The following is a 12,605-nucleotide window of genomic DNA, read 5'->3' on the forward strand; positions in this document are numbered from 1 at the left end:
CCGGATGATTGGGGCCGGTACCCCAACAGAAGATCAGACTGAACCAATGGGAGGAAACTGAAATGAAGAAATTCGTTAAAGGTGCACTTGCCGCAGGGGCACTGGCCCTGGCGACGCCCGCTCTTGCGCAGGACATCGTGGTCGTATCGCATGGCCAGGCCAATGACGCATTCTGGAACGTCGTGAAGAACGGTGTAGAACAGGCTGGCAAGGATGTCGGAGTGAATGTGGAATACCGCGCTCCGGAAACTTTCGACATGGTGGCCATGTCGCAGCTGATCGACGCTGCCGTGAACCAGGAGCCCGATGGCCTGATCGTTTCGATCCCGGATGCGGATGCGCTTGGCCCGTCGATCGAACGCGCCGTTGCCGCAGGCATCCCGGTGATCTCGATCAACTCGGGGTCGGATGTGTCGAAACAGCTGGGTGCGTTGCTGCACGTGGGTCAGGACGAGTTTGACGCCGGGAAAGCTGCGGGCGAACAACTGGCTTCGATGGGGGGCAAAACCGCGATCTGTGTGAACCACGAAGTGGGCAACGTTGCGCTGGACCTGCGTTGTGCAGGTTTCGCGGAAGGCTTTGGCGGTAATGTCGAAGTTCTGCCGACCTCGAACGATCCGTCGGAAATCGAGTCGAAAGTCTCGGCTGCTCTGGCCGCTAACGAAGCCGTCGATACGGTTATGGCGCTGGGTGCAAGCTCGGCCGGAGAGCCGACTGTTGCCGCTGTCAAAGCATCGGGCCGTGACGTGAATGTTGCGTCCTTCGACCTGTCGGCCAACTTCCTGCAATCGATTGCGGATGGCGACGCGGCCTTTGCCATTGATCAGCAGCAGTATCTGCAAGGGTATCTGTCGGTGAACTTCATGGGCCTGCACGCCAAATACGGCCTGATGCCCGGTGGTAATGTTCCTTCGGGTCCGAACCTGATCACTCAGGACAAGGCCGCGCAGGTGATCGAGCTGTCCGCGCAGGGCATCCGCTGATCCATACCGCAACCTGAACAAAACGGGGCGGCGCGTTGGCGCCGTTCCCACCCAAGTGGGAGGAAACGATGAGTGACTCAGCGCAAATCGCCGGGGACGAAAGGGTCAAGAAAGAACCTTTCATGACCAAGCTCATGAAACGGCCCGAACTCGGTGCAATGGCGGGCGTCGTTCTGGTGGTCATCTTCTTTGCCATCACAGCAGACGATTCGATGTTTACCCTGGCCGGGGTCATGAACTTCATGACACCTGCGGCACAGCTGGGCATTCTGGCAATCGGTGCGGCCCTTCTGATGATCGGCGGCGAGTTTGATTTGTCCATCGGTTCCATGGTGGCGTTTGCGGGCCTGTTTTTCGGCGTCTGTGTGGTGACATGGCAGTTGCCACTGATCATTGCGATCCCCATGACATTTGTATTCGCGGCATTTGTCGGGGCAGTGAACGGCAATATCGTCATAAGATCCGGCCTGCCGTCCTTTATCGTGACGCTGGCTTTCCTGTTTATTCTGCGCGGTCTGTCGTTGGTTGGCCTCAAGGCGGCGACCGGAGGGTCGACCCAGTTGCGCGGTGTGCGTGACGTGGTCGAAAACGACTGGCTGGCGCCGTTCTTTTCGGGCGAAGCCTTTGGCAGCCTGTTTGCCTGGCTGGCGGCCAACGGCATGATTGATACCTTCAAAAGCGGAGCACCCAAGGTACCCGGCGTCCCGGTCGAAATCCTGTGGTTCATCGTGCTGGCATTGGCAGCCACCTACGTGTTGCTGCGGACCCCGGCCGGAAACTGGATTTTCGCGGCGGGCGGTGACAGCACTGCGGCATCGAATTCAGGTGTTCCCGTGAGCAAGATCAAGGTGTCCCTGTTCATGCTGACCGCCTGCTGTGCTGCACTTGTTGCCATCATTACGGTGATCGACGCGGGCTCGACCGACGCGCGGCGCGGTTTCCAGAAAGAATTCGAGGCGATCATCGCTGCCGTGATCGGGGGCTGTCTGCTGACGGGCGGATATGGCTCGGCCATCGGGGCGTTCTTTGGTTCGATCATCTTTGGCATGGTTGTCATCGGACTGACCTATACGGATTTCGATCAGGACTGGTTCCAGGTGTTCCTGGGCGCGATGCTGCTGATTGCCGTTCTGTTCAACAACGCGATCCGCAAACGCGTAACCGGGGAGCGCTGATATGACCGAAGATACCAAGTTCCACCATGGCGATGCGGCGGGTGATCAGGCCCCCATCGTGGAAATGAAGGATATCGAGAAGCACTTTGGCAACATCATCGCATTGGCGGGCGTCAGTTTCGACGTCAAACCGGGTGAATGCCACTGCCTGCTGGGCGATAACGGCGCGGGCAAGTCGACCTTCATCAAGACCATGTCCGGGGTACATAAACCCACCAAGGGCGAGATCTTTTTCGAGGGCAAACCGCTGCATTTTGACACTCCGCGGGATGCGATGGAGGCAGGCATTGCGACCGTGTTCCAGGACCTTGCGATGATCCCGCTGATGAGCGTCACGCGCAACTTTTTCATGGGGCGCGAGCCGACCAAGGGTAAGGGTCTGCTGAAGCGGTTCGATGTTGAACACGCAAATGAGGTCTGCATGGAAGAGATGCGCAAGATGGGCATCAACCTGCGTGGGCCGGATCAGGCCGTTGGCACCCTGTCTGGGGGGGAACGGCAGACCGTCGCCATTGCCCGCGCCGTGTATTTCGGTGCCAAGATTCTGATCCTGGACGAACCGACCTCGGCCCTTGGTGTGCGCCAGACCTCGAACGTTCTGGCCACCATCGACAAGGTGCGAAGTCAGGGCGTTGGCGTGGTTTTCATCAGCCACAACGTGCGTCACGCGTTGGCGGTGGGCGACAGGTTCACCGTTTTGAACCGGGGCAAGACGCTGGGCACAGCAACGCGTGGCGAGATCACGCCAGAGCAGTTGCAGGACCTGATGGCGGGCGGTCAGGAAATGGCCGAGCTTGAGGGATCGCTGGGCGGCACGGTTTAAAGTACAGAATTTGGATGTCCCAATGGGGCATCCATCGGGCGGTGGCACGTGACGCCACTCTGTATTCAGGCTTTGATACAAAAGCTGGCACCTTCGCAAATGAGAAAACCCGCAGGCCGCCAAAGGCGGAGCTGAGTTGAAAGGGATCATGATGAGCAAGACAGTCCGACTGACCGCGGCGCAGGCTCTGGTGCGCTATCTGGGCGCGCAGATGAACGAGACCGGAGAGCCCTTTATCGCAGGTGTCTGGGCGATTTTCGGCCATGGCAACGTGGCCGGTCTGGGCGAGGCGCTGCACGGTGTGAAAGACAGCTTGCCCACCTATCGCGGTCATAATGAACAAACCATGGCGCATTGCGCGATTGCCTATGCCAAGCAGTTGGGGCGCAGGCGGGCGATGGCGGTCACCTCGTCCATCGGGCCGGGGGCCACCAACATGGTTACCGCTGCTGCGCTGGCCCATGTGAACCGCCTGCCGGTTTTGTTGCTGCCCGGTGACGTGTTCGCCACGCGTGGACCCGACCCGGTTTTGCAGCAACCCGAAGTGTTCTCGGACGGAACCATCAGTGCGAATGACTGCTTCAGACCGGTCAGCCGGTATTTCGACCGCATCACCCGGCCGGAGCACCTGCTGACGGCTCTGCCGCGCGCCTTCCGCACCATGACGGACCCGGCGGATTGCGGTCCCGTGACGCTGGCCTTTTGTCAGGATGTGCAGGCCGAGGCTTATGATTATCCCGTAAGCTTTTTTGAGCCGCGCGTCTGGTATCAGCGCCGCATTCGCCCGGATGAGGGGGAACTGGCACGAGCCGTGGCCGCAATCAAGGCAGCCAAGCGCCCTGTGATCGTGGCTGGGGGCGGTGTGCATTATTCGGATGCGACCACCGCGTTGCAGCGCTTTGCCGAGGCGCACAATGTGCCGGTGGCCGAGACGCAGGCAGGTAAATCCGCGCTGGCCTGGGATCATCCGCTGAACCTTGGTCCGATTGGCGTCACCGGCGGTGAGCCTGCCAACGATATCTGCGCCGAGGCGGATCTTGTGCTGGGCGTCGGCACCCGTTTTCAGGATTTCACCACCGGGTCTTGGGGATTGTTCGCGAACCCCGAGCGGGAATTGATCAGCCTGAACACCGCCGCCTATGACGCGGCAAAGCACGGCGCGATGCCGCTGCAGTCTGACGCCCGCGTTGGGCTGGGTGAACTGAGCGACGCGTTGGGCGGTTACCGCGCGCCTGATATGCCTGCAACGCTGAAGTCGGAATGGTTTGCCAAGGTCGACGCATTGACCGACGCGCCCGCAGACACCAATGCGCTGCCCACGGATATGCAGGTGATTGGTGCCGTGCAGCGGGTGGCCAATGAAAACACCGTTGCCATGTGTGCCGCGGGCACGATGCCGGGTGAGTTGCACAAGCTGTGGAAGGCACCGCGCCCCGGTGCCTATCATATGGAATATGGCTTCAGCTGCATGGGGTATGAGATCGCCGGTGCGATGGGCATCAAGATGGCCCAGCCCGACCGCGACGTGATCTGCTTTACCGGCGACGGCACTTACATGATGGCGAACTCGGAAATGGCGACGGCGGCGATGATGGGGATTTCGTTCACCGTTGTGGTCACCGACAATCGCGGCTTTGGCTGCATCAACCGTTTGCAGATGGGAACCGGCGGGGCCGAGTTTAACAACCTGCTGGATCACGCGGTCGGCGGCGAAAATTCGGCGATCGACTTTGCCAAACATGCCGAAGCAATGGGAGCGACCGCGGTCAAGGTCAGCTCGATCGCCGAGCTTGAGGAGGCACTGGCCAAACGCGCCGAGGTCAGAGGCCCTTATGTTGTGGTGATCGACACCGATCCTTATCCTTCGACCGAATATGGCGGAACGTGGTGGGAAGTGGCGGTGCCCGAGGTCAGCATCCGCCCGGAAGTTAATGAAAAACGTGCGGCCTATGAGGTCGCCATCAAGGAAAGAAACACCAAATGAGCGTGAAGATCGGTATCTCTCCGATTGCCTGGCAGAATGATGATCTGCCGGACCTGACCGCAGCCTACACGATGGAGCAGGCGCTGAAAGAAGCGCGCGAGATCGGCTATACCGGTGTTGAACGGGGCCAGCGGATGCCCGGCGACACCGAAGGGTTGCGCGCCTATCTGGAGGCCAATGACATCGCGTTGTGTGGCGGCTGGTGCTCGGGCAGTACTCTGGTCAATGACCTGGACGCCGAAATCGCTGTCGTGCGTGAACAGGTCGAACAGTTTGTTGCGCTGAACAGCCCCTGCATCGTTTACGCCGAGTGTTCCAATACCGTCCAGGGGCAGATCGGAACGCCGGTCAATGACCGCCCGAAGCTGTCCAAAGACGAGGTTCTGGCCTATGCGGCCAAGCTGACCGAGCTTGCCAAATGGATGGCAGATCAGGGTATGCCGATGGCCTATCACCATCACATGGGCACGATCATCGAAAGCGAAGATGAGGTGAACTGGCTGATGCAGGGTTCAGGCCCCGAACTTAAGCTGTGTTTCGATACGGGCCATCTGCTATTTGGCGGTGGCGATGTGATGGCCACGCTGAACCGTTGGGGCGACCGGGTGCACCATGTCCACTTCAAGGACATCCGCCCGGACATCGTGCAGGACACGCGCGAGAACAATCGCAGCTTTCTGGATGCGGTGATCGCCGGCGCGTTCACCGTGCCGGGTGATGGGTGCATCGACTTTCAGGCCGTAGCCAACGCGTTGAAAGCAATGGATTACACCGGCTGGATCGTGGTCGAGGCCGAGCAGGACCCCGCCAAGGCGCCGCCCTATGAGTACTCCAAGCTGGGCTATGACCATATCGTCGAGGTTTGCGGCAAGGCAGGGTTGGAGATCACCGTTTAATCACCGCCCCTCGGGGCAACACCGAAGCCATGAAAGAGGAGTTTGTCATGGTACATCAAGAACTTGGATATGTCGGCTATTTTGACCGGGAATCCTGCGATCTGGATGAGTTCAAGGTGTTGACCTCGCAAAACCTGACAACCGGTGCGGTGCCTCATGCCGCATCGGTACAAAAGAACGTTCCGATCTATGATATGCACGCCCTGCGCCCGGCGCTGGAGAATGCGGATCAAAGAAAAGCGCTGCTGGCAGAATGGGCAGGCGTGTTGGACAAATCTGCGGGTGTGATCGTTCTAAAAGGCGCATTTGCGGATACGTCCGTGATCGACCGGGCGACCGCTGTGTTCCATCAGATCATCGAGGAAGAACGTCAGGGCGGGGCCGGGGAAGGTGACCACTTCGCGGCCTCGGGCGCGAATGACCGGATATGGAACGCATTGCAGAAACAGTGCTTGCGCGATCCCGAGGGCTTTGCGCTCTATTTCGGGAATGTGGCCATTGCAGCGGCTTGCGAGGCGTGGCTGGGGCCGAACTATCAAATGACCGCGCAAATCAATCAGGTGCGCCCCGGCGGCAAGGCACAGCAGGCGCATCGGGATTATCATCTGGGCTTTCAAACCGCCGACAGCGCCGCCCGGTATCCGGCCCATGCCCATCTGGTGACGGCTTCGCTGACCTTGCAGGGGGCGGTTGCGCATTGTGACATGCCCGTGGAAAGCGGCCCAACCAAACTGCTGCCGTTTTCGCAGCTTTATGCGCCGGGATATCTGGCCTTTCACGATGCGGCACACCGGGCGTTTTTCGAAGAGAACTACATTCAGTTGCCCCTTGAAAAGGGGGATGCCGTTTTCTTCAACCCGGCGCTGTTTCACGCTGCCGGGGAAAACAGCAGTGCGGATATTCAGCGGATGGCGAACCTGTTGCAGGTCTCGTCTGCCTTCGGTCGTGCGATGGAGATGGTTGACCGGCAGTCCATGTCGCAGGCGGTGTTTCCGTCGCTGGCCGCCCTGAAACAACGGGGGGCGCTGAGTGCGCCAGAGCTGATTGCGGCGATTGCCGCAACGGCTGAGGGCTATCCGTTCCCGACCAATCTGGACACCGACCCGCCGATTGGTGGCAATGCGCCCGAAAGCCAGGCTGACATATTGCACCGGGCCGTATCGGAAGGGTGGGCCGAGGCCCGACTGTCCGAGGCGCTTTCGGCCCTGCAAACACGGCAAGCGGCCTGAGGGCGATACAGGCGGGCCGTTTAGGCCCGCCCAATAAGGAGAACAAGAATGGCAGACCTGCTGAAGAAGCCTATTGGAACCCGTGGCAAGGTACATGACATCACTCCGGACAGTGCCGGATGGCGATATGTGGGTTTTGGGCTGTATCATCTGCAAGCAGGCGACAGGGCGGCCGAGGCGACAGGAGACCGCGAAGTCATTCTGGTGATGGTCGAAGGCAAGGCGCGGATCACCGGGGCCGGTCAGGACTGGGGTGTATTGGGCGGTCGGATGAACGTGTTCGAAAAGACACCGCCGCATAGCCTGTATCTGCCCAACGGAACCGAGTGGGAGGCTGTGGCGGAAACCGATTGTGTTGTGGCGGTCTGCTCGGCCCCGGGCAAGGGCGGCCACAAAGCGCGCCGGATCGGGCCAGATGGCATCACGCTGACCGAACGCGGCAAGGGTGTGAATACGCGATATATCAACAATATCGCGATGGAGAACGAGGATTATGCCGACAGCCTGCTGGTGACCGAAGTCTTTACGCCCAATGGGCATTGGTCCTCTTACCCCAGTCATCGACATGATGAGGATGATTTCCCCCGCATCACCTATTTGGAAGAGACCTATTACCACCGCCTAAACCCGGCCAACGGGTTCGGAATTCAGCGGGTCTATACCGATGATAGCCAGTTGGATGAGACGATGGCTGTCTCCGATGGCGATGTTGTGATCGTTCCGCGTGGCCATCACCCTTGCGGCGCGCCCTATGGGTTTGAGATGTATTACCTGAACGTCATGGCGGGCCCGCTGCGCAAATGGCGGTTTGCCCTGGCCCCCGAGGTCGAATGGATCATGGAGCGTGACGGATGAGCCAAGACTTCGCCAATTACCCTAGCCTTGCGGGCAAAACGGTTATCATCACCGGCGGGGCCGGGGGAATTGGTGCGGAAACCGTTCGCGCCTTTGCCGCGCAAGGGGCGAAGGTCGGGTTTCTGGATATCAATGCGGATGCGGGCCATGCTCTGCTGGCGGACTTGGACGGTGAACACGCCTTTGCGCAATGTGACCTGCGCGATATCGAAGGGACGCGGGCTGCGCTGGAGCAACTGGTCGAGGAGCTGGGCGAGGCGGATGTGCTGGTCAACAACGCCGCCCAGGATGACCGCCACGACTGGCGCGAGGTGACGCCGGACTATTGGGATGAGCGGATGGCGACCAATATCCGCCATATGTTCTTTGCCATTCAGGCTGTGGCCCCGGGTATGATCGCCAAGGGCGCAGGTTCGATCGTCAACATAGGATCGAATTCCTGGTGGGAGGCCGGGGCAGGTTTTCCGGCCTATGCCACCGCCAAATCGGCGGTGCATGGCCTGACCCGCACCATGGCGCGCGAATTGGGCGATCACCGCATTCGTGTGAACACGGTGGTGCCGGGCTGGATCATGACCGAGCGCCAGAAAGACCTGTGGGTCACGCCCGAGGCGCTGGCCAAACAGGTGGACCGTCAATGCCTGCCCGATCCGATAGAGCCTGTCTATGTCGCGCGCATGGTTCTGTTTCTGGCCTCGGACGACGCCGCCATGTGCAGCGCGGGCAACTTCATGGTCGAGGGCGGCTCGATCTGAAGGCGAAAGCGCGCGTTAACGTTGCGGTGGTGCGCCAAAGGCACGGATGACCATGCGCGCGGCGGCTTCGACCGGATCGTGGGTTTCTTTCAGGATCGTGACGCGATCAAACCGATCCGGGTCACGATTGACGGCCTCACGCATGGCATTTCCGAACGCCATACGCAGCTCGGTCCCGATGTTGAACTTGCAGATCGAGGTTTCGCGGGACAGCTTCACGCGCTGATCTATCGGCACGCCCGACCCGCCATGAATGACCAGAGGTACTGTGGTCATGGCGTCGATCTCGGCAATACGGGCTTCGTCCAGACCGCCTTCCTTGTTTTGTTGCAGATGGACGTTGCCGACCGATATCGCCATCGCATCCACACCGCTTTCACGTGCGAACTGGGCCGCTTCTGCCGGGTCGGTGCCGTTCGATCCTTCACCGCCCGAGTACCCGACAAAACCAATCTCGCCCTCGCAGGAAATCCCTGCCGCATGGGCCATCTCGGCAATTGCGGCGGTTTCATCGATGTTTTGCCGCAGGGGTTTGCGCGATCCGTCGAACATCAGCGAGGTGAACCCGCTGTCCAGCGCGATCTTGCAGTCCTCGAAGGTATAGCCGTGGTCCAGATGCGCCACGACGGGCACCGAGGCGTTTTCGGCCAGATACCGGAACATCTTGCCCAGGATCGGCAGTGGCGTGTGCTCGCGGCAGCTGGGTCCGGCTTGCAGGATCACGGGCGCATTCTCGGCCTCGGCCGCGGCTACATAGGCGCGCATGTCTTCCCAGCCGAGTGTGACCAGCCCGCCTACGGCATAGCCCTGTTCATAAGCGGGTTGCAGGACGTCTTTCAGTGTGACGAGGGTCATTTGAATTTCGCAATCATGTCTTTGATGCCAGGAATGGTCTCGATCTGATAGGCATGTGTGGGCTGGAAATACTGCACCAGAGAACGCTGGGTCAGGCCGCCGAGGATGGTGAAATAATACATCTCGTACCCCGGCAAAACGCAGCAGGGGTGATAGCCCTTGTCGATGCAAACGGTCGATCCATCCACGATGTGATAGGCGTCGCCCGGCTGGTTATCTTCGCGCTGCAACATCTGAAGGCCCGAGCCCCAGTTGGGCTTGAACCGGAAATTATAGGTCTCATCGTGGCGGGTCTCGTCCGGCAGGCGGTTGGTGTCATGCTTGTGGCTGGGGAAGCCCGACCAGCCGCCCTGACCGACGGTGAACAGCTCACTCACCAGCAGGCGGCCGACCTTGTCGTGTTGCTTTTGGCCAAGGATGTGTTTGATCTTGCGGTGGGTTTTGGTGTCGTCGCTGCCATATTGCACAAGGTCGTGTTCGCGCACATCGAACGGGTCCAGCACCTTGTCGTATTTCGCACCGGCAATGAACACCTCGGTCGCGTCAGAAACGCAGACCACCTGTACCTTTGCGCCGACGGGCACATAGATGCCCTCGGGCTCGCCATCCCAGACATCTTCGCCCCGGTTGCCCAGACTGGGGAAGGAAACGCCTTCGACATCCACATCGACGCTGCCGGTTGCAGGGACGATGCAGGTCTCGTAGCCCGGCACCTGGTATTCGAACGCCTCGCCTTTTTTCAGTTTGACGATGTTGAAATAGTTCAGCGGAACGGACGGATCACCGGCGTCAACGATGGGCTTGTTCTGATTGTCATAGGGCGCGATATGCATGGGATACTCCTATGTGGTCGGGCCGGGGTGAGAGGCGAGGAACGCGTTCAGTTCGGGGGTCGTCGGCATGGCGGGGGCGCAGCCGGGTTTGGAAACGACAATGGATGCGCAGGCGGAACCGCGCATCACCGAGTCTTTCAGCGAGTGCCCCGCCGCGATCGAAGCCAGAAGCCCTGCCATGAAACTGTCACCAGCCCCGACTGGCTTGATGGCGTCCACTGGGTAGATCCCGGTTCTGATTTCCTGCCCATCCGCCAGCGTCACGGCGCCTTTTTCGCCCATCTTGTAAATGACAACCCGGCCCGGTTTCCTGGCGAGGTCCTGTGCCTTGGCAAAGCCCTTTTCCATGCCGCCGGCCATGAAGCCGAACTCTTCATCATTGCCGACAATCAGGTCACAGGCTTCGCCCGCACGGGACAGAACGTCAGCGGCAATTTCTGGCGATGGCCAGCTGTAGGGGCGGTAATCAACATCGAAAATGATCGGAAGGCCAGCTTTGCGCGCGTTTTCAAACCCTTGGAACGTGGCGCTGCGCGAGGGTTCCGACGCAAAGACGGTACCAGCCGAGATCAGGGCCGAGAAGGATGAATAATCAACCTTGTCGACATCCGCGTCAGTAACCTGAAAATCGACCGCACCGTTGCGGTAGATGACATTCTGAAAGTTATCGGTCCGGCTTTCATACAGGGCCAGAGAGGTGCGATACTCACCCCCCAACACGCGGATATAAGAGGTATCCACCCCGTAATGTTGCAACCGGTTGAGGCAGAACCGACCAATTGCATCGTCCGAGACGGAGGTGATCAAGGATGCCTGACTGCCCAGCTTGACCAGACCGGCGCAGATATTCGCGGACGAGCCGCCAAGATCGGCATGGAACGTATCGGCCTCTTCGCTTTTGACACCGATCGGGTCTGCGTAAAGGTCCATACCCGCACGCCCCAGAACGGCAAAGCTGTTTCCTTTGATACCCTCCATCAAAGCGCTCACGTCATGTCCTCCGGCAAAGTGGGGTGGGCAAAGTTTGGACCTTGCGTTGAATCGATTCACACGATACTGATTTTGCAACCGGTTGCAAACACAATGTGCGAGGCCATGGCAGATGCCTGAAATCGGAGTGGGAATCGTGGGGGGCGGTTATATGGGCAAGGCCCATTCCGTTGCCATGTCGGCCGTCGGTGCGGTGTTCAACACGGCGTTGCGCCCCCGGCTTGAGGTCATCTGCGCGTCGAGCCCGGACAGTGCCGAACGCTACCGGGCGGCCTATGGATTTCAGCGGGCAACCGATGACTGGCGCATGTTGGTTGAAGACCCCAGGGTCGAGGCAATCGTGATCGCCTCGCCTCAGTCAACACATCGTCAGATTGCCGAAGCGGCTTTTGCCTTGGGTAAACCGGTCTTGTGCGAGAAACCATTGGGTGCATCGCTTGAAGACAGTCGGGCGATGGTTGCCGCGGCAGAGGCTTCGGGGGCGGTGAACATGGTGGGGTTCAACTATATCCGCACACCCGCCAGCCAATATGCCCGCCAGTTGATTGCCGATGGCGCGATTGGTGACATCACGTGGTTCCGGGGCGAGCATACCGAGGATTTCTATGCAGATCCGCAGGCCCCGGCCACCTGGCGCACAACCGGTAGGGCCAACGGCACAATCGGCGATCTTGCCCCGCATATGGTCAACGGCGCATTGGCGCTAATCGGGCCCATTGCGCAGGTGATGGCAGATGTTGAGACCGTTCACAAAACCCGCCCCGGTGGTGAGGTAACAAATGACGACCATGCCCAGATGATGTGTCGGTTTGAAAACGGGGTTATGGGAAACCTGTATTTCAGCCGCGTCGCGACGGGTCGGAAAATGGGCTATGCCTATGAAATTTCGGGCACAAAAGGCGCGATCCGGTTCGATCAGGAGGACCAGAACGCGCTGTGGCTGTACAAGCGCGAAGGGCCCGAAGCCGCGCGCGGCTTCACCAAGATCCTGACCGGCCCAGCACACCCGGATTATGAGCCCTTCTGTCAGGGTCCGGGTCACGGAACCGGCTATCAGGATCAGATCATCATCGAGGCCAAGGACTTTTTACAGGCCATCCACACCGGCGAGGCGATCTGGCCCACGTTCCGCGACGGGCATGAGGTCAACCGCGTGCTGGCCGCCGCGCTGGCCTCGTCCGATCAGCGGCAATGGCAGGACATCAGCGATTTCTGATCGCTCTATGT

The 12,605-nt window shown here is 59.8% G+C and carries 12 protein-coding genes; 9 read left to right on the forward strand and 3 right to left on the reverse strand.

From position 1 onward, the window contains the following. Positions 1-62: 62 nt before the first annotated feature. The 8 genes from ACR3E2_RS16220 (at position 63) to ACR3E2_RS16255 (ending at position 8,700) form a co-directional block, all read left to right on the forward strand. Positions 63-983: a sugar ABC transporter substrate-binding protein gene (locus ACR3E2_RS16220; protein ID WP_267364100.1), complete on the forward strand. Its 921-nt coding sequence runs from the start codon at positions 63-65 to the stop codon at positions 981-983. Between the two features lie 68 nt (positions 984-1,051). Beyond that, a complete protein-coding gene (locus ACR3E2_RS16225) occupies positions 1,052-2,158 on the forward strand; it encodes an ABC transporter permease (RefSeq protein WP_267364099.1) in 1,107 nt (368 codons plus the stop codon). 1 nt (position 2,159) lies between these two features. Beyond that, positions 2,160-2,981 (forward strand): ATP-binding cassette domain-containing protein, encoded by an 822-nt coding sequence (locus ACR3E2_RS16230; RefSeq protein WP_480475274.1) that lies wholly within the window; start codon positions 2,160-2,162, stop codon positions 2,979-2,981. A 151-nt stretch (positions 2,982-3,132) separates the two neighbouring features. Next, positions 3,133-4,965: a 3D-(3,5/4)-trihydroxycyclohexane-1,2-dione acylhydrolase (decyclizing) gene (iolD, locus tag ACR3E2_RS16235; RefSeq protein WP_480483295.1), complete on the forward strand. Its 1,833-nt coding sequence runs from the start codon at positions 3,133-3,135 to the stop codon at positions 4,963-4,965. Continuing rightward, positions 4,962-5,861 carry a myo-inosose-2 dehydratase gene (gene iolE, locus ACR3E2_RS16240; RefSeq protein ID WP_480483297.1) on the forward strand — a complete coding sequence of 300 codons (900 nt, stop codon included), beginning with the start codon at positions 4,962-4,964 and terminating at the stop codon, positions 5,859-5,861. Before iolD ends, iolE begins: the two co-directional genes overlap by 4 nt. A gap of 47 nt (positions 5,862-5,908) precedes the next feature. Next, positions 5,909-7,090: a phytanoyl-CoA dioxygenase family protein gene (locus ACR3E2_RS16245; RefSeq protein ID WP_480483299.1), complete on the forward strand. Its 1,182-nt coding sequence runs from the start codon at positions 5,909-5,911 to the stop codon at positions 7,088-7,090. Positions 7,091-7,138: 48 nt separating this feature from the next. Further along, complete coding sequence (gene iolB, locus ACR3E2_RS16250) at positions 7,139-7,945, forward strand: 5-deoxy-glucuronate isomerase (protein ID WP_480483301.1); 807 nt, start codon at positions 7,139-7,141, stop codon at positions 7,943-7,945. Next, a complete protein-coding gene (locus ACR3E2_RS16255) occupies positions 7,942-8,700 on the forward strand; it encodes an SDR family NAD(P)-dependent oxidoreductase (RefSeq protein ID WP_480483303.1) in 759 nt (252 codons plus the stop codon). Before iolB ends, ACR3E2_RS16255 begins: the two co-directional genes overlap by 4 nt. A gap of 15 nt (positions 8,701-8,715) precedes the next feature. On the opposite strand, the gene ACR3E2_RS16260 is transcribed toward ACR3E2_RS16255, so the two are convergent. The 3 genes from ACR3E2_RS16260 to iolC are packed head-to-tail and all read right to left on the reverse strand — an operon-like array spanning position 8,716 to position 11,366. Continuing rightward, positions 8,716-9,555, reverse strand: a complete 840-nt coding sequence (locus tag ACR3E2_RS16260) for a class II fructose-bisphosphate aldolase (protein WP_480483305.1) — start codon at positions 9,553-9,555, stop codon at positions 8,716-8,718. Further along, positions 9,552-10,388 carry a 5-deoxy-glucuronate isomerase gene (locus ACR3E2_RS16265; protein ID WP_480483307.1) on the reverse strand — a complete coding sequence of 279 codons (837 nt, stop codon included), beginning with the start codon at positions 10,386-10,388 and terminating at the stop codon, positions 9,552-9,554. Before ACR3E2_RS16265 ends, ACR3E2_RS16260 begins: the two co-directional genes overlap by 4 nt. A gap of 9 nt (positions 10,389-10,397) precedes the next feature. After that, entirely contained in the window at positions 10,398-11,366 is a 969-nt protein-coding gene (iolC, locus tag ACR3E2_RS16270; protein WP_480483371.1) for a 5-dehydro-2-deoxygluconokinase, read from the reverse strand. 124 nt (positions 11,367-11,490) lie between these two features. Between iolC and ACR3E2_RS16275 the strand changes: the two genes are divergently transcribed. Continuing rightward, on the forward strand, positions 11,491-12,594 hold the full coding sequence (locus ACR3E2_RS16275; RefSeq protein WP_480483309.1) for a Gfo/Idh/MocA family protein: 1,104 nt from the start codon (positions 11,491-11,493) through the stop codon (positions 12,592-12,594). The last annotated feature ends 11 nt before the right edge of the window (positions 12,595-12,605 follow it).

Source organism: Ruegeria sp. AL7 (genome assembly GCF_056536105.1).

Coding starts and splice junctions, on each gene's coding strand:
- ACR3E2_RS16220 (WP_267364100.1), top strand. CDS start 63: ATGAAGAAATTCGTTAAAGGTGCACTTGCCGCAGGGGCACTGGCCCTG.
- ACR3E2_RS16225 (WP_267364099.1), top strand. CDS start 1,052: ATGAGTGACTCAGCGCAAATCGCCGGGGACGAAAGGGTCAAGAAAGAA.
- ACR3E2_RS16230 (WP_480475274.1), top strand. CDS start 2,160: ATGACCGAAGATACCAAGTTCCACCATGGCGATGCGGCGGGTGATCAG.
- iolD (WP_480483295.1), top strand. CDS start 3,133: ATGAGCAAGACAGTCCGACTGACCGCGGCGCAGGCTCTGGTGCGCTAT.
- iolE (WP_480483297.1), top strand. CDS start 4,962: ATGAGCGTGAAGATCGGTATCTCTCCGATTGCCTGGCAGAATGATGAT.
- ACR3E2_RS16245 (WP_480483299.1), top strand. CDS start 5,909: ATGGTACATCAAGAACTTGGATATGTCGGCTATTTTGACCGGGAATCC.
- iolB (WP_480483301.1), top strand. CDS start 7,139: ATGGCAGACCTGCTGAAGAAGCCTATTGGAACCCGTGGCAAGGTACAT.
- ACR3E2_RS16255 (WP_480483303.1), top strand. CDS start 7,942: ATGAGCCAAGACTTCGCCAATTACCCTAGCCTTGCGGGCAAAACGGTT.
- ACR3E2_RS16260 (WP_480483305.1), bottom strand. CDS start 9,555: ATGACCCTCGTCACACTGAAAGACGTCCTGCAACCCGCTTATGAACAG.
- ACR3E2_RS16265 (WP_480483307.1), bottom strand. CDS start 10,388: ATGCATATCGCGCCCTATGACAATCAGAACAAGCCCATCGTTGACGCC.
- iolC (WP_480483371.1), bottom strand. CDS start 11,366: ATGGAGGGTATCAAAGGAAACAGCTTTGCCGTTCTGGGGCGTGCGGGT.
- ACR3E2_RS16275 (WP_480483309.1), top strand. CDS start 11,491: ATGCCTGAAATCGGAGTGGGAATCGTGGGGGGCGGTTATATGGGCAAG.